The organism is Pseudoalteromonas sp. NEC-BIFX-2020_015 (genome assembly GCF_012952265.1).
Lineage (GTDB): Bacteria > Pseudomonadota > Gammaproteobacteria > Enterobacterales > Alteromonadaceae > Pseudoalteromonas > Pseudoalteromonas neustonica.
The window spans coordinates 143940-169068 of sequence record NZ_JABCJL010000005.1 but is presented as its reverse complement, the minus strand read 5'-3'; the positions used below and the strand labels follow the sequence as shown (position 1 = coordinate 169068).

The following is a 25129-nucleotide window of genomic DNA, read 5'->3' as shown; positions in this document are numbered from 1 at the left end:
CAAGGGGCTTTTAACAGGTCTTCCTTGTGCTATCATCACGTTAATATGATCATTTCATCTTTGAGGACTAACTATGGCTCAGCATTTTGACTACATTGCAATTGGCGGCGGAAGCGGCGGGATCGGTTCAGCTAACCGTGCGGCAATGCGCGGCGCAAACGTTGCATTAATTGAAGCAAAACATATGGGTGGCACCTGCGTAAACGTAGGCTGTGTACCAAAAAAAGTAATGTGGCATGGCGCTCAAATTGCTGAAGCAATTAATTTATATGCTCCTGATTACGGTTTTAATGTTGAAGTAAAAGATTTTAACTGGAGTAAATTAGTTGAAAGTCGCGAAGCTTATATTGGTCGTATTCACAAAGGGTATGATAATGGCCTAGCGAAAAACGGGGTTACTGTAATAAAAGGTTTTGCTAAATTTATTGATAGTAAAACCGTTGAAGTAGATGGCGAACTATACACAGCTGATCATATTTTAATTGCCGTAGGCGGTCGCCCTAGCATTCCAAATATTCCAGGTGCTGAACACGGCATTGATTCAAATGGCTTTTTTGAGCTGAACGAGCAACCAAAACGCGTTGCTGTTGTGGGCGCTGGTTATATTGCCGTTGAGATCGCAGGCGTACTACATAGCCTAGGCACTGAAACTCATTTATTTGTTCGTAAAAGTAAACCACTGCGCACCTTTGACCCATACATAATCGACACACTGGTTGATATTATGGCTAAAGAAGGCCCTACGCTGCATACCGAATGTTCACCAAAAGAAGTGGTTAAAGAAAGCGATGGTAGCTTAACCATTCACTTTGAAAACGGTTATAGCCAAAACGTTGACCAAGTAATTTGGGCAATTGGCCGCCAGCCAACAACCGATAAAATTAACCTTGCAGCTGCTGGTGTTGAAGTAAACGAAAGCGGTTTTGTTAAAGTTGATGAATACCAAAATACCACAGCAAAAAATGTTTATGCTGTAGGCGATATCATCGAAGGCGGCATTGAGCTTACTCCTGTTGCAGTAAAAGCAGGGCGTACACTGTCAGAGCGGTTGTTTAATAAAGACATGCCAGATGATCTGAAAATGGATTACAGCTTAGTGCCTACCGTGGTATTTAGTCACCCGCCGATTGGAACGATAGGTTTAACTGAGCAAGAGGCAATCTCACAGTACGGTGAAGAAAACGTAAAAGTGTACAAATCAAGCTTTGCAGCTATGTACACTGCAGTTACCCAGCACCGCCAAGCATGTAACATGATGCTAGTGTGTGCAGGCCCTGACGAGAAAGTGGTTGGCTTACACGGCTTAGGCTTTGCTGTTGATGAAATGATTCAAGGCTTTGCGGTTGCTATGAAAATGGGCGCTACCAAAGCTGATTTTGACGCCGTTGTAGCACTACATCCAACAGGCTCAGAGGAATTTGTGACGATGAGATAAGCCCTGCGCTTATTAACATAAAAAACCCCTTAGGATTAATTTTCTAAGGGGTTTTTTGTTGTTATTAATGTTAAATTACAGCCATTGTAAAAAGTGCGATGCTTTCATTGTGTTTCATAAAGCGCCCACTATGATAATGCTAAATTTATTCAGCCTATTAGGAAGTTATGATCAAAGATATACTACTACATCCATTTCTTATTTCATTGATAATGCTAACAATTGCATTCATCCTAAAAATGCTTGTTGATAAGTTAGCGCGAAATCGTGCAGAGAAAAAAGAAAAAGACATTCGCTACATTGCACACAACATTAAGCATTTTATTAATTTTGTGATGGTGTTATCACTGCTGTTTGTTTGGTCAACTGAAATACAAAACTTTGCGCTGTCTATTGCTGCATTTGCTGTTGCGATTGTACTTGCTACGCGAGAGTTTATTCAATGTGTGATTGGCTTTTTCTACTTGGTAACAACACGGCCATTTAGAATAGGCGATTGGATCCAAGTTGGTGAGTATTATGGTGAAGTGGCTGAAACTGATTGGATCAAAACTACTATGCATGAAATTGATATGCACACCTATCAATTTTCCAGAAAAACCATATATATACCAAATAATAAACTGATCACCAGCCCAATTAAAAATTTAAACTTTGTAAAACGCTTTGCAACACACCACTTTACTATTATCCGTAAAGAAAGCTTTAACCCTTATCCAATTTATGAAAATTTAATGGATGAAGCCAAACGCCATTGTGAAGAATTTGAAGAAGTAGCAAGCCGTTATAATTCAATTATTGAGAGAAAGCTGGATGCTAAAATTTCAGGCCCCGCGCCTGAAATTCATTTTGGCACCACTGAAATAGGTGAGTTTAAAGCAAGCTTTACGCTATTTTGCCCAACAGACAAGGCGCTTCAAATAGAGCATAAACTAACAGAGTGCTTTATGACGCTGTGGTATAACGAGGCAAAAAAAAAAGAGACTCGAGGCTAGGCCGTGTTTATTTTCAACCAAGGTAGAGCTTAATATTCTCTTGAATTTAGGCCTTAAAATAATACAATTGGTACACATCGCTTTTAAACTTGATGTGTACCAAGGTTTTTATAGTTCATAGTCAATATGAACTGACGGTAGCTTATTTAACAGTGGAATAAGCGCACGCTCTCTTCTTAAATCATTGCGCTCATCATCAAGATCTCTTCGCTCGTTAATTAGTACTGCACGTTCGTTACTCGATATATTTGCAGCACTTAATTCGTTTCTGATTATTTCAAGCCGTCTGTTTATTGTGTCTAGCCGATTTTTTATTTCGGTTTTTCTTACTTCGACTTGGTAACGATCATTGCCCTCTTCCCACGCCTTTCGAAATTGTTTGCTGTTGCATACACCATTAAATGACTCACCACGAATACCCACTGCAAAGCCGTTTTCAGGTTTACAATAATATCGCAAGCCATTGTCATAACCTTCTTTATACTGTGCAACGTCAGGTGAAATACCAAACTCCTGACAGGCTGTTACGGTATCAACACCTTGGCTGTAAGTTTTTCCTGATTGGCCATGATCATAGCCAAGCTGCTGCCAATTCGCGTATGCGCACTCTTCTTGCGATAGGCTCGTACAGCCGCTAAGAGTAATAAGGGCTAGGCTAAAAACACATTTTTTAATCATAAAAAATAACATCTGTTTTCATTTTAATATGCAAGCATACTATTCCTTCTTTAGGGCCATATCAATAAACTCAGAAGTTCCCTGTAAATAAACAAGCCCTACCTAACAAGGCTGTACTTCTACATTTTGCTCTCTAATAGGTAACTCAATAATAAAATCTATCCCTTTATTCAGTTCTGAATGGCATGTAATTGTTCCTGCAAACAGCTGAGTTACTAAGTTATAAACAATATGTGTGCCTAAGCCGCAACAACCCGATCCTCTTTTTGAGGTTACAAAAGGATCAAATATCTTATTTTTCATCTCTGGCGTTAAGCCACAGCCAGTATCTTGGTATATGATTTTTATTTTTTGCTGCTCTTGACTGACATTAATAGATATTACCTTTTCTGCGCCCCAATCTTTGAATCCATGAATAATAGAGTTGCAGATTAAATTGGTGTAAATTTGAATAAAATGACTTGGATAACTATCAATCTCTATGCTTTCTGGGCAGTTAATCTTCACGGTACAATTAGATTGCTTTATTTCATGTGAAAGTGATTGAATGATCTGCTCTAAATTTGTGCGTATATTAAAGCGGTAACTTTGCTCTGAAACCTGATCGACAGCAACTTGTTTAAAGCTTGAAACTAATTCCGCTGCACGATGAAGATTATGTTCAATTAATTGGGTTGACTGGGCCATGTTATCTAAAAAACAACCAAAATCACTTTTAGACACTTTCCCCTGAGTATACTTATCTATCATATTTTTAACTTGTTCTTTAGCATAGCTTGCAGTAGTAATACTCACGCCTAAAGGAGTATTTATTTCATGGGCAACACCTGCTACTAAACCACCTAATGAGGCCATTTTTTCTGATTCAAGCAAGTGCGACTGTGTAAATTTAAGTTCATCCAGCGTATTTTTAAGCATTTGATTACTTTCGTTTAATTTCTCTGTCCTTTGTATCACCTTCTCTTCAAGCTGCTGATTTAGATCGGTTAAAGCTATCTCAGCTTGAATAAGAGGAGTAATTACGTGACCATTGAAAATATAGGCTGCAAGTTTACCTTTGTGGTGTATGGGTGCGCATTGCCACTCTATGATCTCTTCATTGTTATTGGCGGTGCTTATTTTAAGCTGTATTACATGCTGTTTTCTTGATGATAAAAATTTATCACTAACATTTTTAAAATCTCTATTTTGTGTAAAAAGCTGTTGCCACAGCTGCCCTTTAATTTGAGTATTTTCCATCGCGAGCACTTGCTCAACAGCTTTGTTAAAACGTTGGATTACAAAATTCTCATCGGTACACACCAATAATGAAGACATTGTTTCAATTACTGTTTCAGAAAAATCTTGCTCATCTTGAAGTAGTTCAATAATTTTTTGTCGTTCATTCATTGTTGAGCTTATTTCTTGATGTAAACGATTAAAAGCACTAGCTAGCTCATCTAGCTCATCGGCTTTATCGTGCTGGCATTTTTCGCGCCCAGGTAAACGTAATTCCGGCACGGAACCTGGGACAAATGGTGTACTTCTTAAAAAATTAACAATAAAGTTTAAGTGTCTGATAAGCAGATAGTACATAACAAGTAACACACAAGCAGAAACAATAATCGTTTTAATAAACTGAATAAATAAAATTAATACCGACTTTCTTAATAACTCACCATAAACCTTCGTTAATGATGCCGAAACATGCAGCTCACCAACGAGTGTCTCTTCATAATATAAAGTGAAACTTGCAGCGAGAACTGAACCTGAACCATCAGTTCCAGAATCATAAAAAGTCGTTCGCTCACCTTGAATAACCTGCTCTATTTTTAATGAATCAATATCGGGGATATCTTCAACGCCGTGGATCAAAATAGTTAATTGCTCTTCGTCAAAACTCCATAAACTTTGTGCAAGCGGCTTAGTGAAGCTAATATCAATATAACTAAGCGAGCTATTTATTTGTTCAACTCGATTATTAAAATCCCACGTAATTTGTAAAACCGTTGCCAAAGCAGCAAATAATGAGCTAAAAAGTAATATATAGGACAGTAATTTTTTGGATAAATTACTGTGCTTAAATTGAAAAATTAAATCAGATTTTAATGCTGCAAATTGCGGCATATACACATTCTCTCTGCTACTCTTTTATACAACTTTAGTTTATTTTTCGGATTACAAAAAATATGAAAGCATTATTTTTTAAAATCGCAGTTTTATTTACTATAGTGTGTAGTATGAACTTACTAGCGAATGATGCAGGCATCACGTTATACGCAGAAGATGGCTGGCCTCCTTACTCATACGCTGACGGATCAGGGATAAGCAATCAAAAGGTTATAGAAGCTTTTGCGCTTGAAGGCGTAAAGGTAAACATTAAAGTGCTGCCTTTCGCCAGAATTCTTAATTTATTAAAAACTGGCAATGCTATTTTAGGCGTCAACGTAGCTAAGACTGATGAAACCAAAGAGCAATTTTTATTTCACAAATCACCTTTATATACCGTTAAATCTCACTTTTACTATTGGCATAATAAACCGCTTATTGTAAGTACTAAAGAAGAGTTAAATAAAAACACTCGCATTGGGGCTATTATTGGTTATGACTACGGTGACTTTATTGATAAGAATGAAGTTGGGCTTAAAATTGAACGAGTTAAAAACCATGAGCAAAACCTTAAAAAGCTTTCCTCTCACCGACTAGATGCACTCATCCTTTTTGATGACATTGCAGGAGAGCTCATCACTACAAATAACCTAGAAAATAAGCTCATCAAGGGACCTCCTGGCGATTCAATAGAAATTTTTGTGGCTTTTTCTAAAGTTCACCCTAGCAGTTTGAAGTATCTCGAAATATTAAACCGTGGTTTGACTAAGCTGGATAATCAGTAAACCAGCCTAGCCTGATATTTCTTTTTAAGCTGTACCACCAACCGTTAGGTTATCAATTTTAAGGCTTGGCTGACCCACGCCAACCGGAACACTTTGACCGTCTTTACCACATACGCCTACGCCTTTATCAAGCGCTAAATCGTTACCTACCATCGAGATTTGTTGCATTACCTCTGGGCCGTTACCAATTAAAGTTGCGCCTTTAATTGGTTGTGTGATTTTGCCATTTTCGATCAAGTACGCTTCTGAGGCACTAAATACAAACTTACCTGAAGTAATATCTACTTGGCCGCCACCAAAGTTTGGTGCAAAGATACCCTTTTTAACAGTACTGATTATGTCTGCTTGGCTGTGCTCGCCGCCTAACATGTAGGTGTTGGTCATACGTGGCATAGGTAAATGGGCGTATGATTCACGGCGCGCATTGCCTGTTGGGTTTACTCCCATCAAACGTGCATTTAGCTTGTCTTGCATATACCCTTTTAAAATACCGTTTTCAATCAGCACATTGTAAGCCGCTGGTGTGCCTTCATCATCTACGTTAAGTGAACCACGGCGATCGGCTATAGTGCCATCATCTACCACAGTACATAACTCAGATGCGACTTTCTCACCTACTTTACCGCTAAATGCTGATGCACCTTTACGGTTAAAATCACCTTCTAAACCATGGCCAACAGCTTCGTGTAGTAATACGCCAGGCCAGCCGGCACCAAGTACCACTTCCATACTACCAGCAGGTGCATCAATGGCTTCTAGGTTTACTTTTGCTTGGCGAACGGCTTCTTCTGCGTATTCCATCCAACGTGGTTTGCCATCGACTAACTCTTTAAAATAACCATAATCTAAACGTGCGCCGCCACCTGCGCCACCGCGTTCACGTCGACCCTCTTTTTCAAGTAGTACTGAGCAGTTTAAGCGGATCAATGGGCGAATATCAGTAGCAAATGTACCATCGCTTGCGGCAATTAATATCTCTTCATAGACGGCTGACATTGAGCTAATCACTTGCTCTGCATCTGGGGCTAGTTCGCGAATATAATTTTCAAGCTCACGTAACAAGCTTACTTTGTCGTTATCGCTCATACTTTGAATTGGCTGTAATGGTGCAAACTGCTGCTTGGCTTTTACATCACTAAAGACTTGAATTGCTTTACTCTCACCCGCCTCGGCGATACTACGCGCAGCTGTAGCGGCTTTGTTAAGCGCCTCAAGATTGATTGCATCTGAGTACGAAAAGCCCGTTTTTTCACCACTTACAGCGCGCACACCGACACCGCGCTCAACATTGTAAGAGCCTTCTTTAACTAAGCCATCTTCCAGTACCCATGATTCATGGTGACTAGATTGAAAATAAAGATCAGCGTAATCAACATTATGCTGATGAATAAAACCAAGCGTTTTTTCGAGTTCTTCTCGATTTAGCTGGCTGTCGTGTAATAAATGCTGTTCAACCGTATTCATAATAAATGCTCTCTAAATCGTTGGTGAGATTGCACGGGCATATCTCGACGAATGGCATGTAATTGGTTCAAATCTGGCTGGCAGCCAATAAACCCTATGCCATTTGCAAGCTCACTGAGGACGTCGCCCCAAGGAGAAATAATAATGCTGTGGCCGTATGTTGCGCGGCCGTTTTCATGTTGCCCCGCTTGTGCAGCGGCAATTACATAACTTTGTGTTTCAATCGCTCTGGCCTTTAATAAAGGTTGCCAATGCGCTTCGCCAGTGACCGTAGTAAATGCACTAGGCACTAAAATAACTTCAGCCCCTTGACGTTGCAATGCACTAAATAAACCACTGAATCTAAGATCATAACATACTGTGAGGCCGATTTTACCAAATGGAGAATCAACCACGACCACGTTTTCACCTGCTTGTGTGAAGTTTGATTCTCGGTATGAACCCGTGCCATCCGCCACATCAACATCAAATAAATGAATTTTGTTGTACTGCGCTAACACCTCGCCACTGCTATTAAATAGTAGCGATGCTGCAAAATAGCGATCATTTTTAGCACTGATCGGTAATGTGCCTGCTGCTAACCAAATATCATGTAAACGACACAAAGCACTTAATTGCTGTTGATAATAATCACTTTGCTTTGCTACGGCTAATGCATATTGGCCACTTTTGCCAAACACTAAAAAGCTCTCAGGTAAACACACCAGTAATGGCCGTGTTTTAGGGAGCTTTAAAAGTAGTTGTTTAAGTTGATTGATATTCTCATCTGCACACACGCCTGAGCACATCTGCATAGCAACTATCATTGGTTGCATAATAAAACTCTCATTGAGTGGCTGTCACTGCGGCGTCTTTGAGTGTTAACTCATGAGACTTTTGCGCTGCTTGTGGCTGATTTTGTGCAGCTTGCGGAATAGTTACTTCGCGACTTTTACGATCAACTTCCTGTACAACAGGATCGCTCATACTGCCGCTAACTTTAAAATTTATTTCCGAGATAACCCGCGCAGAATGAAGTACTTTGTCAATCGCCAACGCAGCTAAACCGGTAACAGGGTTTACCATCCACGCAACTATCACGGGAATACTTGAGGTTACTTGCGGGGCAACCGCTAGGTCGTAATCAATTTCCATGGTATTAAGGTTAGTGTGGCCCTTAATGGTTAAATCTGCGGGTACACCATCCATTTTAGTGTCTTGCGTATAAGCAATGCCTTTGTCCAACTGCATAGTGCCTTGCATGCTGTTATAGAAAAACCCCTTTGAAAAAACATCTCTAAAGTCGAGCTTAAGCTTACGCACCAATGAATCTAGGCTCAGTAATGAAAACACCCGCGCTCCACCATCACTTACTTCAGCTAAATGGCCTTCGCCTAATTGCCAATCTAAATTCCCTGATAAACTGGGTATATCAAATTGATAAGGTGCATCTTGCCACGCTAAATCAAATTTAATATCTGCGGTTGAGTCTTTAACTGTGGTGGTTATATCAAATTCATCAAATAATTCACCTATATCAGTACTTTGCATATTGCCATTAAACTGTGTGAGCCCATTTTTCCATTCACCTTTAGCGCGTAAAATATGCTTACTTTTATCAACAACTAATTCTGATACCGTTAGTTTTTGCCCATCACCATAAAACGATGCGCTCACTTTATCTAGTTGGTAGCTTGCCACTTTACAGTCTGCGCACTCAAATTCTATTGCGGGTAAATCGTTCAACCATGTATAGTTTTCAGGAATTTTTGGTATATTGGAGTTGTCATTTGAAGGTGTAAAGTTAACTCTTAAATAATCAGTAGCAATATGGATAGGACGACTTAATTGCCCTAAAGGAATAAACACCTGCGAGCGTAATTCTTTGGCGTTCAGCTTTAAACTTAAGTCGTTATCAACAGGCGCTAAACGCATTTCGAAATCATTAAATGCAATATCCGCGATCGTTAATTGCTGCACCTTGCCAACCACTTCGTTGAGGGGAGGAAGTATTCCTTGAGCATCAGATGCTGTTTGGTTAATGCTCACTATTTGTTTAATTAAACCAAGCCATGGCAGCAGATCGGTTTGATCTAAATTGATCGCTACCGTTAAGTTTTCACGGTTCAAACCTAAATCTTGTGCCCCTAAAATTAAATGAGCATTGCTGAGTTGGCCAGTGTCGTTGGCTAAAATTCCATTAAAGTACACGTTTTTATTGATATTAGCAGTGATCAAGTTTGAAATATTATCGCCTTGAATAACGGCGCTAAGTGGCCAAACTTGCTCTGCATTTTTGGTATAAGGCGCAGGTAATTCACTTTTGAGCCCTTTAAGTTGAGAGCTCACGTTGGCATGATAATTAAAACCATCAGCTAAAAAATTAAGCCCTATATTTATAGCAACTTCACTTTCGCCACTTAAATAATCTTTTAAAAGACCTTGCCCGTGCTTAATCAAGGTGTGTGCGTTTAATTGTGCTTTAATGTCCACATCACCACGGTAGCTATCTTTGATACTTTTACCATCAAAGTTAACCTTAAGCGGCATACCTAACCACGTTGCTTCGGCATTTTTTAAGCTTATATGGTCATCATTAAAATACAGTTTGCCTGTTACTTGCTCTAATTGTACGCCTGGTTGCGCTAAATAAACGGGGAGTTTGCTTAAGTTAACAACCCCTTTGGCATTTACATTCAGGTCATTTAAATCAACCAACAACTCTATATCCGCACTCGCTTCACCTTGGCCTTGGATCACTTCAAATACATTTGCCAGAGGATCTTCAATGGGGGTGGCTTTAAAAAAAGGTAATAGTTTTTTTACATCTGCTTGCTTGTTAATTTTAACATTAAGAATGTCTGCATCCATTAGATCTGCAATACTCACATGCACTGCATTACCCACGGCTAAATTGACAAGTTCACCTTGTTGAGAGTAAATATCCATACGTTCATTTTCAAAATGCAGCTTTGCGCTACCTTTTGTCACTGCAGGCCAATTAGGCGCAAATTGATAATGTGCTTGATCAACTTGGGCTAACACTTCAAACTGCCCTGAATTATCAGCAAACGGGAAACCTGTTAATGGCCCTGAAAACAACACTTGCGCTTGTGGTATTTCGCCCCCTTTAATCGCACCAGTTAAATAATCAACTAAACTATTGGTCATAACTGGGAGTGGGAAGTAATGACTTACAATACTCGCGTTAGGAACGAATGCTTCGGCGTATAAATCAAGCCTAGGTTGCCCCCCTAAGCTAAGCTTCATTTCAGCGGCAATTGTTGCCTCATCATTATCAAGCCAAATATTATCACTGCTGATCTGCCAGCCTTGCTCACTGCTGGCCAAATCAATTTGCATATTGAGCTGATTATATTTTATTGGATGACTAAACGTATCGCCGGTGAGTAATTGGTTATGCTCGCCAAATAAGTTAATGCGCCCATAGTCTTGATTTAACAATCCATCAATACGTAAATCTTGCGCGCCTGGAATACCTTGCTTAGCAAGCCAGCCTAGCCGCTGCGCTTCAAACCATAATTGCCATTGCTCAGGAGACGAATATTGAAAGTAAGCGTAATCAACTTGCCCACTTGGTTGAAGGTTGATAAGTTGATCAAGGACTGCAAAGTTGCTTAATTGAGCCAGTTTTGAAACCAAGTCAAAATCAAGTTGCTGTATCCAAAACTGCTTTTGTTTTTTATCTAGCTGCGCTTCAAATTGAAAATCAGGCCAATATTGCTGATCATTTTTAATGCCTAAACCCGTACTTTTTAAACGCCAACCTTGCTGAAATGGATAAAGGTGAAACCCCCCTTCACTTAAGCTAAATTGGTGATTTTTTGTATCTTGCTGCCAATTAATATAGCTGGGTAACCATTTAACGGTGACATCTTTAATTAAGCCTTTTTCAATACTCACCCAGGACTCTAAATTAATATCTGAATTGAGCTGCTCTTTACTAGCATTAATATATTGCGCAAGCCACTTAGAAACATCAACATTGCCAGCTTGTATATAAACATCACCAGCCATGCTTTCTAAAGTAGTGCCAACGAGCGCTAAACGCGCATCAAACGTGCCAACCGAAATCCCCGGCAACGCCAAAGTACCACTTCCTAGATGCTGTTCAGGTTCGTTCTGCCAAACAATATTTTCAAGAATTAAACGGCGGTCTTTACCATCTCCCAGCATAAAATTAAGACTGCTATTCTCTACAGCAAAATGCCCGGTTTCACCTAGGAATAAACCTTCAATTAGTTCTTTTTGCTCAAAAGATACATCCGTACTTTTTGAATCCAACATGCTCGGTATATTAACATTGGCATGAAAGCCGTTAATTACAAAGTAGCTGGATTTTAATTGCTGCGTTTTGATGGTTTCCCATACATTTAACTCAAAGCTTGCTTTGGCAATCGTCAATGCGATAGGTGATATTTGATTATCTTCAAAGGAAATTTCTTCCAATACAATAGAGGGTCCTTTGCCATGCCAACTCGCTGAGATAGCGCCAATTGACAGATTAACGGCAAACTTTTCATAAAGGTAATTTTCTAAGTCACCTTTATAATCATTAGCGTACGGGAGTGTATATTTTAATACGGACACAATAACGGCCAGCAGCACCAATGTTATAGCACAGGCTTGCCATAACTTACGGATACAAAAAAAACAGGCCGTCTTTGCTTTCATTACATCATAACCACATCAAACTGCTCTTGACTATAGAGGCTTTCGGTTTGAATGCTGACTTGCTTGCCAATAAATAATTCAAGCTCTGCAAGGTTATGATATTCATCATTAATCAAGGCCTCACTCACAGCTGGTGCTGCATAAACCATAAATTTGTCTGCTGCATATGCTCTGTTCACACGTACAATTTCACGCAGTATTTCATAGCAAACGGTTTCTACTGTTTTTTGCGAACCTCGTCCTGAACACGCGGGACACACATCACATAAAATATGCTCTAAGCTTTCTCGCGTTCGTTTTCGTGTCATTTCAACTAAACCAAGCGCAGATAAGCCATTAATGTTTGATTTAGCACGATCTTTACCCAGTGCCGACTCCAGTGAATGTAATACGCGGCGTTTATGATCTTCACTAATCATATCAATAAAATCGATGATGATTATGCCACCTAAATTTCGTAACCTAAGCTGACGAGCTATTGCCGAAGTAGCTTCAACATTAGTATTAAAAATGGTTTCTTCTAAATTCCTGTGACCAACAAAGGCACCTGTATTTACATCAACCGTGGTCATTGCTTCAGTTTGGTCGATAATTAAATACCCACCTGATTTAAGTTCCACTTTACGATGTAGTGCTTTTTGAATTTCGTTTTCAACATCAAATAAATCAAAAATCGGGCGCTCACCTGGGTAGTATTCAAGTACCTCTGAGAGTATCGGTACAAATTCAGCAGTGAAGGCTTTTAGTTCTTCATATGTTAACTTTGAATCAACTCTAATGCGCTCCATGTCCTCACCTACATAATCACGTAAGGTTCTAAATGCGAGAGTTAAGTCTTCATGAAGGATGCTTTCTTTGCTGGTTTTTTTGCGTTTTGCGACTATTTTTTCCCACAATTTTTTTAAAAACTGTGCGTCGTGGCGCAGTTCAGCTTCGTTTGCACCCTCTGCTGCTGTGCGAACAATAAAGCTGCCGTTTTCATCGGAATAATCAGCAACAATATTTTTTAATCGCGCGCGTTCCTCTTCTGTTTCTATGCGCTGACTCACACCCACGTGAGTTGCATCCGGCATAAAAACTAAATAACGCGAAGGAATTGTAATATCTGTGGTTAAACGCGCACCTTTAGTACCCAGTGGATCTTTTACCACTTGCACCATAATGTACTGTCCTTGACGAACTAGCTCACGGATGTCTTGCACTTTTTTTATTGGTTGATCGTCAACACCTTCTACAATTGAAGCACTATTAACGATATCTGATGCATGTAGAAATGCAGCCTTGTCTAAACCAATATCAACAAATGCGGCTTGCATACCCGGCAATACGCGACTAATTTTACCTAAGTAAATATTACCAACAATCCCTAAGTTACCAATTCGCTCTAGTTGGATCTCTTGTAATACGCCATTTTCTATCAAAGCAACACGACTTTCACTCGGAGTGACGTTGATCAGTAATTCTATACTCATGTTACCTACTTAAGAATTCGCTTAATAATTTTTCGCATTCATATAAAGGTAAGCCTACAACTGCAAAATAGCTACCTGAAATATGCGTTACAAATCGACCACCTAACCCTTGAATACCATAACCACCGGCTTTATCTTGTGGTTCGCCACTTTGCCAGTAATCCTCTAACTCTTGATCTGATAATGTTTTAAAGTTGACCTGTGTTGTTACCACACAACTCATTACTCGCTCTGGCGTAGCAAATGCTATTGCGGTTAGCACCTGATGCTCTCGCCCTGACAAACGCTTTAAAGTTGCCATAAAGTCCGCTTTATCCAGTGGTTTACCTAGCGATTGATTGTCGATAACCACGACAGTGTCGCTGCCCAATACAGGGCGATCGGTGTAACCCATGGTCACGCCCGTTTGAGCTTTTAAGCGCGCTAAACGTTCAACCAGCTCACGTGGAGATTCGTTGCTTAATTGGCTTTCGTCGGCATCCACACTAAATTGCGAAAATTCAATGCCTAGCTGAGTTAGCAATTCTTTGCGCCTTGGAGAAGCTGACGCTAAATAAATGGCGGTTTGCATTATCGGATCCTGAAATGACGACGGTATTTACGCAGCAGCAAGAAAATCCATGGCCAACTTAGCATGCCAGTAACCACTGGCCATAAGTATTGCGGATTAAAATACACATCCATTAAAAAGTGATTCAGCCAAAATTGCATTAAATGATAAAGCGTTAAAAATAGCCCAACCAATATTGCTTGCTGCCAAATCGAGAAGTTACGGATTTTTTGAAAATTACTCGCAGTAACAAAAATACAAATTGAGTAAGTGAGTGAGTTTACACCTAATGGCGAGCCTGATGCTAAATCAATTAAGAGTCCCACCACCCAAGCAGTACCAATGTTTAAACGATGCGGAACCGCCAATGACCAGTACATTAAAACGAGTAGAACCCAGTCTGGACGAAATGGTTCAAATGAAAACGGCAACGGCATCAGTGCCATAATCAATGCAAAAAAGATGCTAAAGCCGATAAGTAATGTGTGTCGGCTATTCATCGCTGATAATTTCCTGTTGACTACGCCATAAGATCACTAATAAGCGAATTCGGTCTAGCTGAGCAATTGGCTCCGCGTATACTTGCGCAAACGGACGCCCTTCATCGCGGTTTATCTCTGTCACAACTGCAACAGGATATCCTTCAGGAAACGTGCCACCAAGACCTGATGTTACCAATACATCACCATAACGTACATCTAGGCTATGCGGTACATGGGAGAGTTTTACTGAGTTTATTTTCCCTACACCTTCCACGACAGTGCGCACATCATTGCGTAAAATGCGCACCGGTGTTGCATGGGTCGTATCTGTCATTAAAAGTACACGAGAGGTTGTTGATCCCACTTTTGTAAGTTGACCTACCACGCCCATTTCGTCAATCACAGCTTGCCCTTCACTAACACCATCAATCGCACCGCGATTGATCACCACTTGGTGACTATATGGGTTTGAATGAACTGACAGTACTTGTGCAATGATTTTACGGTTAGCTTGTTTAGCTGAAGAGCCAAGTAATGCCCGCAGTTTTTGATTTTCTTTGGCTAAAAATTGATATTGCTGAAGTTGTTCACTTTGCAGTAATTGCTTTTGTTTTAATGCTTCGTTTTCGGTTAGTAGTTGATCACGCGTATGCAAGCTTTTAGCACCAAGGCTAAAAACTTCATAGGGTAAATTAGCTAAATACAATAATGGGCTGACTAGCGTATTTAAACTGGTGCGAACCGTGGTGCCGCCTTGTGTATAACGATCGCCTACGATCAGCATGATACTCAACAGCACTGCGACAAAAAGTCGCAGTTGCAAAGAGATGGCACGCCCAAACATTAACTTCATTAGTCGTAGCTAAATACGTCACCACCATGCATATCTATCATCTCAAGTGCCTTACCGCCACCACGTGCTACACACGTTAATGGATCATCAGCAACCACTACCGGAATACCTGTTTCTTCCATTAATAAACGATCTAAGTCTTTAAGCAGTGCACCACCGCCTGTTAGCACCATACCTTTAGCTGAGATATCTGACGCAAGCTCTGGTGGTGATTGCTCAAGTGCCACCATTACAGCGCTTACAATTCCCATTAATGGCTCTTGCAGTGCTTCTAAAATTTCGTGCGAGTTAAGCGTAAATGAGCGCGGTACACCTTCAGCAAGGTTACGACCACGCACTTCAATTTCAATCGGTTCATCAGTTTTAAAAGCTGACCCTATTTGATGCTTAATGTTTTCAGCTGTTGCTTCACCAATCAAGCTACCAAAATTACGACGTACATAATTAATGATTGCTTCATCAAACTTATCGCCACCAATACGCACTGATGATGAATACACTACGCCGTTAAGTGAGATAATTGCGACTTCAGTTGTACCACCACCGATATCAACAACCATTGAACCCGTTGCTTCTGACACAGGTAAACCCGCACCAATTGCAGCCGCCATTGGCTCTTCAATTAAATATACTTCACGCGCACCCGCCCCCATTGCAGATTCACGTATTGCACGTTTTTCTACCTGAGTTGCACCACATGGCACACATATAAGTACACGTGGGCTAGGACGCATAAAATTGTTGTTATGAACTTGCTTAATAAAATGCTGTAACATTTTTTCAGTTACATAAAAGTCAGCAATTACGCCATCCTTCATCGGGCGGATCGCTTTAATATTACCTGGTGTACGACCAAGCATTTGCTTTGCTTCGGTGCCTACTGAGGCAACACTTTTAGGACCACCAGCGCGTTCTTGACGGATCGCAACAACAGATGGTTCATTAAGGACAATGCCTTCGTCTTTAACATAAATAAGGGTATTGGCTGTACCCAGGTCGATCGATAGATCGTTTGAAAAAATACCACGGAGCTTTTTAAACATGAGGCTGGATGACCTTTGAAAACGTTCTTATGTTAGCTGACTCTACTTTAACATACTGAATTATTTCAGTAATACAAAGCGCAGCTACCTTTGTTAATTGGGTAAAAAGGAAGCATTGCTTCCTTTTTAAATTATTTTTATCGTTCGCGTACTAAGCGAAAACCGATATAATTTGCACGAAAGTCCGGCGCTAAAATCAAACGAGTTGAAGCGCGAGCTAAACTCGGTGCAAAATTCCATGCACCACCTCGAACTGTTACATCCGATTGCTGAGCTGACTTATGAGTCCATTCCCATACATTTCCTACGGTGTCGTAGAGACCAAATGCGTTTGGCGCAAAAGCACCTGTCGGTGATGCACTTTTGTTTGACCATTCACTACCACACCAGCCACAATTGGCTAAATTTTTACCGATTTCATTACCCCATGGGTATTCGGTTTTAGTACCCGCTCGAGCTGCATATTCCCACTCAACCTCATTCGGTAAGCGATATTGTTGGCCTGTTTGACCTGATAACCAATCAGCATATGCTTTAGCATCATTATAGGTTAAGCATACAGCTGGATAATCATTGCCTTGCTCAAAGCCAGGGTTACGCCAATTTAAATTAGCTTCCCAAACTGGCTCACCATTTAAATAATACGCACAGCCACGATTGCGTTCAGCTTCTGTTTTATAACCGCTATTAGTAACAAACTGCTTATACGCACCGACTGATACTTCTTTGCTTTGCATTGCAAATGAGTTGGCTATGGTTTTCTCAACAACAGGACGCTCATTAGCAAGTCCGTTGCCATTGATATCACCCATTTCAAACGTGCCTGCTGGAATAACAACCACAGCCGCACCGGCTGCATTGCCAACCGCTGTAGTCGTAGATGCTGTATTTCGTTGCTCTCGAGTGTATGTCGGTGCAGCAATCGACTCAGGCTTTTTTACCAACTTGGCATGAATGGTTTGCGGTTTACGCAAATCAACACGCACACGATATGATTGGTAACCTTGTTTTCGTACTTCAACATCATGTACGCCACTTGGCAAAGTAGTCGCTAAGCGTGTTGAGCCAAAACTCACACCATCAATAAACACTTCATCATCAAATACATTTGATCGCAGTGTTAGTTCAACCATTCTATTTTTGTTGTTATCAACAACCAAAGGATCAACTTTTGGCATCAACATTGGCTTTACTGAGTAGTCTCGAACCGACTGCGTATTTAAACGCGACACTGAAACTACGTCATTATCCTTACTATCACTGAATGTTAACTGACTATCTGAGTAGCTAGTACCGTAACTTGCTTGATAAGGTGTGCTCAGTGGTGTGCCGTACTCAGAACAATAGCGATTATCAACACTTAATAAGTTACATAAACGGCTGCTATTAACATCTCCGCGCATGGTAACACTTAAATTTACGTTGTAATTACCTTGACCACTGAATGCACTATTTACTACATGGCTACTTAATATTTGTACTTGCGCACCAGCCATATTGCGTTTTGGTTCAACCAATCGCTCTTCAGTTAGGTTTGCAAATATTTGATCTACGAAGCGTTTTGTTGCTTTTTGTAAACCCATTTGCTGACCGCGTTGCTCACACGCTGCTAGCGTTTCTGTACGCTTACAGTTGATGGTGTGATTAACTTCTAACGTTCCCTCGCGGGTAAACTCGTTACGCAAGCGCTCTACTCGTGCTGTTGTTAATTGTTCTTTTAAGCTTTCAAGCGTGTTTAGCTGGGTATGCTTAGCTACGCGAATTTGTTCAATATCTTTGCGGTGGGATGCAATTGCCGCCAACTGCATCGCTATATCATCTTTATTTTGTTTATGATCAACCACGGCTTGTTGATAACGTGCTTGTGCGGTACTGATATCAAGCGTTGGATCATCAATTAAACGACGGTACATCTCGTTCATTGCATCAAGTGCTTGGTTCTTTTCTTTATCGAGTGCAGTTGAACGAGTACGCAATAAATCAAGTTGGCTTTGTAACTGACTTTCTTCTTTTAAATGTTTTTCAAGTATCTGTGTAGAGTTATCGTATTCAGCTTGTTTAATACTGATCTCAGATTCAATCCCAGTTACCGTCGCTGTATCTTGTGCAAACGCACTTGATGCAAGCAAACTTGCTGAAATTAACAGAGATAAAGGAGCAATTCGCATATATTCCATTCCCAAAAAGCGGCAATTATTTGGTCATTATTTATTTTTTATAATTAAACTCTTATGCTATGTACTTGCAAGGCAAAACACAAGCTTTGTTCAAAAATTATCTGAGTTTATACCTAATTAGCCTCAAGATGCGAGCTTCAGTTGGAATTAAAAGTGATTTAAACAAGGCATTGATTGCAAATAATGGCTATTCCCTTATTAAAATTAGTCTCTCATAACAGTAACGCAGTATAAATCTGCTTTTAAGCTTCTCTATAGGATGCTTCACAGGCGTTGCCATTTTTGTAAAATCACGCCTTGATAGCCATCCCCTGTGAAACACTGAATTCTGTATATTGAGATTGACTGGACATACTACTATTATCGGACTTCACGCCAGTAAATAACTCTGTCATTTCCTCTAAAACTGCCAAATTGAAGTATTCCTCTAGGATTTAATTGGCTAGCATCAGCTTGCCAATCCCACTCAAGCCAATTTTCAGTATCGTATTCAATTATAAAAATACCAATACCCTGAGGTTGCGCATAAATTCCGTTAGTATTTGGGTAACTACCATTTTCAAAGACACCACTATTGCCTGTACTGTAAACATAATTAAGAACAGGTAATGCCGGTGAAATTTGACTTATTTCAGGGTGCGTAAATACACTGCAGTTATCATTGGCATTACGAACAAACTCAGTACCATTATAATATTGCATCTCCATTGGTACGAGTAAATCATCTAAGTCAGAACCTGCATTATTCCCCAAATCCAGACGCCCAAACCGAAAACTAATTGGTGCACTATTAAGTCTAACGCTATCGCAATTTGCCACACAGATCCCCGCAATTATTGGGTTATCGTTAGCGCCCATTAAAGTAGCCCCCTCAAGCCCTGTTAGCGTTGCCATAAGGTTTACACTTTCGAAAGGCCCATCTGGGTCATTAAATCCTTGGCGTGCCAAAATGGTGTCGAGGTCGTTTAATTGCCATTGTCCAGCGTCTGCAGATGTACTCCCCCATGCTGGTGAGTCTATGTTCTGCAGCCTTGGTGTTAAATCAAGTGCGGATACATAGTTACCGGCCTCACTGTTTTCAGCATTAACTACGATATTTGAGTTAATAAACCCACCCACATAATTTTTCATTGTTTGATTTTTATGATTTTGAGCGAGTGCAGTAAACCCAAGTGAAAATGGCTCACTTAAGTAGGTTTGATTACTGCCATAACGTGTACATTGAGCAGCGGCTTGAATACCTTGTAATACATATTGAGATGGAGCAAAACGGCCAACATTGGTGATCTCACCTCGCACATCTCCAGCACCTAAGTAATCGCCATCTTGCAAGCCCACAGCTAAATCAATAATCCCGACTTGATCATAATTATATTGTGATAGGGATTCACTTAAGCTACCCGAATCAGTAAACGCGGATAGTGTATCTACGTCTAGATTACCTAATACTCCGCCCGAAGGTAATAAGGTGGAAGGTGTCACATTGGGTGACTCACCAATAAAGTGTTTAGCGATTGCATTGCTGTTTATTACTGAATAATCATCTGGGTAACCATCATTGTTGTTATCTTGTCCAACAAGCCATTGTACCGCATTCATTTTCAATGAAAATGGCTCACCAGTGAGCTTTAATAAACTGCCGTTTGCATCACTTGCAAATGCATTATTGCCGTCATTAGGAAAGTTTATAGCAAGGCCAAATGGCTTAACAACAAATTCATTTGAACTCCCCGCTAAGCTTACTGATAGATTGGTTGCAGGATCCAGTATCAAGTTTAACCTAGTATTTAAGCTTATCTGTCCTGCATCAGGGTAATTAATGGTAATCTCAGCTTTGGATTCACTACTAAACTTTAGTGGTACCGCTTGATAGCTTTGCCCAATTGCATGCGTATTACCGTTATTCACAAGCGCCAACTCATCACTACAAACAGACCCCGAACTACAGCTATAAGCCAAATCAATTGCAACTTCTCCATCGGTAGGAAAAGCAGCTTCGCAGACTCCTGTTGTTGTGTTGGTTTTAACAGCCTGTATCGCTAACTGTTTAGCATTAAAGCCTGTATCAGAAGGTTTTCCTGATAACTGAGTAGGTATTAAGGTGTTATTGTCACTGTCATTTCTAAAAATAAACCCTGCATCAGAGAACGTGACTTTACATCCACCAAGGCCAACATTAATCCCCCCAATATAACAACGTAACGGCGCTGATGGATCAGCTAAGTTATAACCAAATTGCACTTGACCAGCCGTACGCTTAGCAAAGCGTATATCTGTCATGCTTGTAAATGTTATGTTCTCCCCTGTAACCCAGCTTTGTGACCCGCTAGTACTTGGCGAAAGATCGAGTGTAGACTCTTCAGCATAAAGCACATCACATGCATCATTCGCACATGCTGTAAGCGTCATTTCTTTAGCCTGACACGTTAAACCCTTGTTATCACTCATGGATATGCGGTAATGATCTAATAATACTGGTGGTGTAATTCCACAAAAACCGGGGATATTATTCGGTACTGGTGTTCCCGTAAATGAAGAGCTTTGCTCTGCTATAATCTCAGTGCCAGAGGTAATCATACCCGTATACTGTACTTCTTGCGCAATACGCACCTCTCCCGTTGCGACTAAAAATGCGTTAAAGTCGACACTCGCTCCAATCGATACAGCACCATCAATGTAGATAGCCAAATACGCACCATCTTCAATAACTATATTCGTATTAGCGACCGTTAAAAAAGCGGTTGATAATATTGAGTCTGAATTTTGCACAAATATTCGGGTGGGCTTTGTTACTCTGTATTCAGGTTCGACCATCGTTATTTGCAATTCATCAAAAAAGTAATCACCCGCTAAACTCGTTGGTATGGCACTTCCAGATGAGCCATCATTTGCTATTGTAGGCACCCGTGAAGCTTGCCCTGCGGTCAGCGAATTTTCTCCCTTTGCAGCACAAGGCTGACCATTGCATAAAGGAATATTAGTAATCGCAGTTGAAATGTAATTCATTGTTGTTAAAACATTCGCATTGTTGTCTGTAACCGTAACGCCTTGAACAAGTTGAATCTGTCCATTATTGTATGTAGCAATAGCCCCAGGAAAGAGCGTATCACAACTCAAAATGTCCCCGTTGGATACAAACGTACTCGTCATGGCTAAAATAGATGCCTCTTCATTTGGGTGATTACGCTCCCTATCGCCATCTCTATCTTCATCAACCACTATACCCAGCCGAGTTCGTGTTAAATTACAACTACGTAACCACCCCCCATCTTCACCAACCCGACTATTCTTACTTGCGACAACTAAAGGGGCTACGTCAAAGTCATTATTAAAGTAAAAGTAATTACAACCATCACTCCAACCATCCACTTTATACCCAGTGAAAAAACTCTCCCATAACACTTCGACTTGATTATCATCCACAAAAGTACGGTTACTTCCTGGCTCCACAACAAGATAGGCAATTGTCTCGCTTTTGATTAAGCCACTACTTGTCTCTGATGCTTCAAGCGCTATATTTACTCCCACTGATGTTAATGAATTAGTTTCAACAGCCACGGTTAAAAATGGTCTTAACGCATCTCTCGGAGGAGTTGTTTCCAAGCTATTGATTGTTTGTAGTGAATGAAAAAAATTTGGCCGTGTAGTAAATGGCATCGAGAAGGTAACGCCTTTATAGCTCTTCGGCAAAACATAATTAGATTGAGGCCCATATTGAATTTCAAGCAATATATCTGTGCTACCAACTTCCATGATTGTGCCATCAGGGAATTCATGTACGCCATATTCAACCGCTAAATAATGCGCCCCCATGGTAATATGCTCACCATCTTCTCCTGTAGGTTCAAGTGGTAGAGCTTCAAAGCCAGTTGTAGTCACATTGCGTATGCGTACTATTGCAGGGTTACCGCCTTGATTGGTCGAAAGCATAAACACCGCAGGCGGAACATCATATTCTTGTTGAAAATTTATTTTGGTCCAAATAGGTGAAACATACGTGTCTTGCAGTTCAATAAAGCGGCCTTCTATTTTTGGCGTTGCGGCTACACACACACAACTACAGCATAGCAATCCTAATAGTATTAATGTACGGTAAATCATCATGGTAAGGTCTTCGCTTCAACGCTCAATGTACGTTGTGTTTGCCAATAATCTTTTCGACAAGCCTCACCAATGGCGCATGCAATAGGGGCGCAAATAGCCGTACTTTGCAGATAAAAAATACTAACAGTACCAGCACTATTACTACTATCTGGCACAGCCAAATATTGCTTGCAACTGAGTGTAACCACACAGTTTTCAAGATAAGTTACTTGCAAAGCTAGCGTCGTTGATACTGCCGCGCAATTCTGTGCAGGGTTATTTAACGGGAAAAGCTCTGTTAAAGCATTTTCTAACCCACTTTGGGCAGCCATATAAGCACGAGCGCCATAATACTCAATAATATTTTGTTGTGCTGATGCAGAAAGTATTTTCACTAGCGCTAAGCCCAACATCAAAAATACAACAATAATCACCAGTGTAACAACGAGTAAATTACCTTTTTGACGAGCGGCATTTTGACTTGCTTGATTCCTATTATTTTTAAGGTACATTGGGTATATGCACCTCATGATTAAACATCATTGCTTCACTATCATTTAACGTCATAATTGCATGAATATTTAATACAGAATTACGTGTTAACGCTGCATCATCTAAATTGAAAAACTCATTGCTAACTAAGTTGTTGCTTATATGAAGCGCAAGTAAATCTCGTTTTACCCCACTGCTTGCCTGTAGCTGTACTGCATTTAATTGGTTTACATTAAAACCATAATCTTGGTATCGATATAAGGCATTACCTTCAACACAAAAGCTCACAGGCTCAGCCAGTAAATAGATACGCTTTGATGACGACTCTTGCATAAATGCTTGGCTAAATTGCCATTGATCCAGCTCGCTCGTTGTTGAGCTTACAAACCCTGTTACTTGTAATCGTTTATTGTTTGCTACATCGTATAAATCACTGTGGTGTAATGGGTATACAGTGGCCCAATTTCCAATTGTTGGCTGTGCTAAATTATTTAATTCGAAGTCTACCGCTGTAACATTAAAAGGGGCTGACGTTGGTAGATAGTCGGTATAATGAGTCGCTGATTGGAAAGGAATAAACTCAAGACACTGATCAAATGTGCACCCTCCTTCACACTGTAACCGAAGAGAGTTTGGTGTGGCGTGCCGTAGCTCTTTAGCTAAGCGTGTTAGCATAAATCGTGCTTGTGCAACGGCTTCTTGACGCTCAACACCTTGGCTGTAGATATTTACCCCAGCATTAATATAAGCAACCGAAGTAACCCCTAATATCCCCACAATCACCATGACTATTAATAACTCTATAAGGGTAAACCCGCATTGTTTTATAAAGCTAAACATCAGTAATTACCTTTATAAGCACTAAACCCATATTGCTCTCCATTTGGAGCACTAACAATAAGTGTGATGAGCTTTAATGTTGTTCCATCATTTACGGTTGTACTATTACGGTCACTGTCATAAACCACAGTAACGGCAACACTAAAATCTTGATACTGCGTTAACTGCTCACCTAAGCTATTTGTTATAGGCTGAGCATTAAGTGCTAAATAATCATCCACATCATCATACGTAGTCCGGGTTTCTCCGCTATCGGCACCTAAATCGGCTACAACGGTGCAATTTGGTGCAGCCAAACCACTCTCTGAGCATCGTCTAAACGGCGGCGCACGTTCACTATGCTCATCAAATGCCTTACTTTGGATCTCATTCATTAATGATTGACCCAATTCATTAGCACGTAACTGTAAAATAGGATCCGCACTTTGACGCGCCTGCGGCGCAATTAAACCGGTAATAATTGTCAGGGCTATCGCAAAAATAACAATGCTAATGATTAGCTCAATAAGGGTAAAACCCGTATTAAGGGCACGCATAAATCAGCCCCTCACCACTAATACATACACCAGCTAACCCCACATCTATTCGACATGTATTGTTGCAATTTCGATCACTTCGCCCCAATGGGTCAAAATTAATTTCAGTAAATAGCGATCCTTGACTATCTAACGCAGTAAATACTATTTCGCTACGTTGCGTGTCTATCTTCACTACCAAATCGTCTTGGTTGTTAGGATCCGCTCCTCCATTGCATGTATCTGTTGTTGGCCCAGCAATTAACACTGCGCTTATGTATAACTTATGGCAACTCGCTATTGCACTGTTTTGCATCGCTCGTAATTGAGTTGTGCGTAGTGCGGCCAATACGCGATCACGATATGAATAGGCGTCTTCGGTTGAACTACCTAAGAATTTGGGCCCTACCGTTACCGACAGGATACCCAAAATAACCAAAGTAATTATCAGTTCAACTAAAGTAAAGCCACGCAATCGTTGCTTAGTCGAGCTTCCCATCTAT

19 protein-coding genes are annotated in these 25129 nt (G+C 40.4%); 3 read left to right on the top strand and 16 right to left on the bottom strand.

The features are described from left to right. The first annotated feature begins 73 nt into the window (after nt 1-73). Nucleotides 74-1435, top strand: a complete 1362-nt coding sequence (gene gorA, locus HH219_RS05690; RefSeq protein WP_169326881.1) for a glutathione-disulfide reductase — start codon at nt 74-76, stop codon at nt 1433-1435. Nucleotides 1436-1602: 167 nt separating this feature from the next. Beyond that, the gene (locus HH219_RS05685; protein ID WP_169326880.1) at nt 1603-2430 is read left to right on the top strand and encodes a mechanosensitive ion channel family protein; all 828 of its coding nucleotides are present in this window, start codon (nt 1603-1605) and stop codon (nt 2428-2430) included. 108 nt (nt 2431-2538) lie between these two features. On the opposite strand, the gene HH219_RS05680 is transcribed toward HH219_RS05685, so the two are convergent. Next, nucleotides 2539-3108, bottom strand: a complete 570-nt coding sequence (locus tag HH219_RS05680) for a DUF2799 domain-containing protein (protein WP_169326879.1) — start codon at nt 3106-3108, stop codon at nt 2539-2541. A gap of 102 nt (nt 3109-3210) precedes the next feature. After that, nucleotides 3211-5214 (bottom strand): ATP-binding protein, encoded by a 2004-nt coding sequence (locus HH219_RS05675; protein ID WP_169326878.1) that lies wholly within the window; start codon nt 5212-5214, stop codon nt 3211-3213. 62 nt (nt 5215-5276) lie between these two features. Between HH219_RS05675 and HH219_RS05670 the strand changes: the two genes are divergently transcribed. Further along, nucleotides 5277-5981 carry a transporter substrate-binding domain-containing protein gene (locus tag HH219_RS05670; protein ID WP_169326877.1) on the top strand — a complete coding sequence of 235 codons (705 nt, stop codon included), beginning with the start codon at nt 5277-5279 and terminating at the stop codon, nt 5979-5981. Between the two features lie 24 nt (nt 5982-6005). On the opposite strand, the gene tldD is transcribed toward HH219_RS05670, so the two are convergent. The 14 genes from tldD to HH219_RS05600 all read right to left on the bottom strand — a co-directional run bounded on the left by tldD (nt 6006) and on the right by HH219_RS05600 (nt 25125). After that, nucleotides 6006-7445 (bottom strand): metalloprotease TldD, encoded by a 1440-nt coding sequence (gene tldD, locus HH219_RS05665; protein WP_054204833.1) that lies wholly within the window; start codon nt 7443-7445, stop codon nt 6006-6008. Next, nucleotides 7442-8251 carry a carbon-nitrogen hydrolase family protein gene (locus HH219_RS05660; RefSeq protein ID WP_169326903.1) on the bottom strand — a complete coding sequence of 270 codons (810 nt, stop codon included), beginning with the start codon at nt 8249-8251 and terminating at the stop codon, nt 7442-7444. Before HH219_RS05660 ends, tldD begins: the two co-directional genes overlap by 4 nt. Before the next feature lie 19 nt (nt 8252-8270). After that, nucleotides 8271-12119, bottom strand: a complete 3849-nt coding sequence (locus HH219_RS05655) for a YhdP family protein (protein ID WP_169326876.1) — start codon at nt 12117-12119, stop codon at nt 8271-8273. Continuing rightward, on the bottom strand, nt 12119-13591 hold the full coding sequence (gene rng / locus HH219_RS05650) for a ribonuclease G (RefSeq protein WP_054204835.1): 1473 nt from the start codon (nt 13589-13591) through the stop codon (nt 12119-12121). Before rng ends, HH219_RS05655 begins: the two co-directional genes overlap by 1 nt. Before the next feature lies 1 nt (nt 13592). Further along, nucleotides 13593-14162, bottom strand: coding sequence for a Maf family protein (locus HH219_RS05645; protein ID WP_169326875.1), 570 nt, complete (start codon nt 14160-14162; stop codon nt 13593-13595). Further along, a complete protein-coding gene (mreD, locus tag HH219_RS05640; protein ID WP_054204837.1) occupies nt 14162-14641 on the bottom strand; it encodes a rod shape-determining protein MreD in 480 nt (159 codons plus the stop codon). Before mreD ends, HH219_RS05645 begins: the two co-directional genes overlap by 1 nt. After that, on the bottom strand, nt 14634-15476 hold the full coding sequence (gene mreC, locus HH219_RS05635; protein WP_170173838.1) for a rod shape-determining protein MreC: 843 nt from the start codon (nt 15474-15476) through the stop codon (nt 14634-14636). The genes mreD and mreC overlap by 8 nt, the downstream gene beginning before the upstream one ends. Beyond that, nucleotides 15476-16519, bottom strand: coding sequence for a rod shape-determining protein (locus HH219_RS05630; protein WP_016709506.1), 1044 nt, complete (start codon nt 16517-16519; stop codon nt 15476-15478). The genes mreC and HH219_RS05630 overlap by 1 nt, the downstream gene beginning before the upstream one ends. Before the next feature lie 137 nt (nt 16520-16656). After that, on the bottom strand, nt 16657-18687 hold the full coding sequence (locus tag HH219_RS05625) for a formylglycine-generating enzyme family protein (protein ID WP_054204838.1): 2031 nt from the start codon (nt 18685-18687) through the stop codon (nt 16657-16659). Between the two features lie 369 nt (nt 18688-19056). Further along, nucleotides 19057-22800 (bottom strand): H-type lectin domain-containing protein, encoded by a 3744-nt coding sequence (locus tag HH219_RS05620; protein WP_169326874.1) that lies wholly within the window; start codon nt 22798-22800, stop codon nt 19057-19059. Further along, the gene (locus HH219_RS05615) at nt 22797-23291 is read right to left on the bottom strand and encodes a hypothetical protein (RefSeq protein WP_054204839.1); all 495 of its coding nucleotides are present in this window, start codon (nt 23289-23291) and stop codon (nt 22797-22799) included. The genes HH219_RS05620 and HH219_RS05615 overlap by 4 nt, the downstream gene beginning before the upstream one ends. Next, nucleotides 23281-24111, bottom strand: coding sequence for a type II secretion system protein (locus tag HH219_RS05610; protein ID WP_169326873.1), 831 nt, complete (start codon nt 24109-24111; stop codon nt 23281-23283). Before HH219_RS05610 ends, HH219_RS05615 begins: the two co-directional genes overlap by 11 nt. Then, nucleotides 24111-24647, bottom strand: coding sequence for a prepilin-type N-terminal cleavage/methylation domain-containing protein (locus HH219_RS05605; RefSeq protein WP_054204841.1), 537 nt, complete (start codon nt 24645-24647; stop codon nt 24111-24113). Before HH219_RS05605 ends, HH219_RS05610 begins: the two co-directional genes overlap by 1 nt. Then, complete coding sequence (locus tag HH219_RS05600; protein WP_169326872.1) at nt 24634-25125, bottom strand: type II secretion system protein; 492 nt, start codon at nt 25123-25125, stop codon at nt 24634-24636. Before HH219_RS05600 ends, HH219_RS05605 begins: the two co-directional genes overlap by 14 nt. Nucleotides 25126-25129 lie beyond the last annotated feature (4 nt).

Bases quoted from the DNA above. Each gene is read 5' to 3' on its own strand.
- gorA (WP_169326881.1), top strand. From the start codon at position 74: ATGGCTCAGCATTTTGACTACATTGCAATTGGCGGCGGAAGCGGCGGG.
- HH219_RS05685 (WP_169326880.1), top strand. From the start codon at position 1,603: ATGATCAAAGATATACTACTACATCCATTTCTTATTTCATTGATAATG.
- HH219_RS05680 (WP_169326879.1), bottom strand. From the start codon at position 3,108: ATGATTAAAAAATGTGTTTTTAGCCTAGCCCTTATTACTCTTAGCGGC.
- HH219_RS05675 (WP_169326878.1), bottom strand. From the start codon at position 5,214: ATGCCGCAATTTGCAGCATTAAAATCTGATTTAATTTTTCAATTTAAG.
- HH219_RS05670 (WP_169326877.1), top strand. From the start codon at position 5,277: ATGAAAGCATTATTTTTTAAAATCGCAGTTTTATTTACTATAGTGTGT.
- tldD (WP_054204833.1), bottom strand. From the start codon at position 7,445: ATGAATACGGTTGAACAGCATTTATTACACGACAGCCAGCTAAATCGA.
- HH219_RS05660 (WP_169326903.1), bottom strand. From the start codon at position 8,251: ATGATAGTTGCTATGCAGATGTGCTCAGGCGTGTGTGCAGATGAGAAT.
- HH219_RS05655 (WP_169326876.1), bottom strand. From the start codon at position 12,119: ATGAAAGCAAAGACGGCCTGTTTTTTTTGTATCCGTAAGTTATGGCAA.
- rng (WP_054204835.1), bottom strand. From the start codon at position 13,591: ATGAGTATAGAATTACTGATCAACGTCACTCCGAGTGAAAGTCGTGTT.
- HH219_RS05645 (WP_169326875.1), bottom strand. From the start codon at position 14,162: ATGCAAACCGCCATTTATTTAGCGTCAGCTTCTCCAAGGCGCAAAGAA.
- mreD (WP_054204837.1), bottom strand. From the start codon at position 14,641: ATGAATAGCCGACACACATTACTTATCGGCTTTAGCATCTTTTTTGCA.
- mreC (WP_170173838.1), bottom strand. From the start codon at position 15,476: ATGAAGTTAATGTTTGGGCGTGCCATCTCTTTGCAACTGCGACTTTTT.
- HH219_RS05630 (WP_016709506.1), bottom strand. From the start codon at position 16,519: ATGTTTAAAAAGCTCCGTGGTATTTTTTCAAACGATCTATCGATCGAC.
- HH219_RS05625 (WP_054204838.1), bottom strand. From the start codon at position 18,687: ATGCGAATTGCTCCTTTATCTCTGTTAATTTCAGCAAGTTTGCTTGCA.
- HH219_RS05620 (WP_169326874.1), bottom strand. From the start codon at position 22,800: ATGATGATTTACCGTACATTAATACTATTAGGATTGCTATGCTGTAGT.
- HH219_RS05615 (WP_054204839.1), bottom strand. From the start codon at position 23,291: ATGTACCTTAAAAATAATAGGAATCAAGCAAGTCAAAATGCCGCTCGT.
- HH219_RS05610 (WP_169326873.1), bottom strand. From the start codon at position 24,111: ATGTTTAGCTTTATAAAACAATGCGGGTTTACCCTTATAGAGTTATTA.
- HH219_RS05605 (WP_054204841.1), bottom strand. From the start codon at position 24,647: ATGCGTGCCCTTAATACGGGTTTTACCCTTATTGAGCTAATCATTAGC.
- HH219_RS05600 (WP_169326872.1), bottom strand. From the start codon at position 25,125: ATGGGAAGCTCGACTAAGCAACGATTGCGTGGCTTTACTTTAGTTGAA.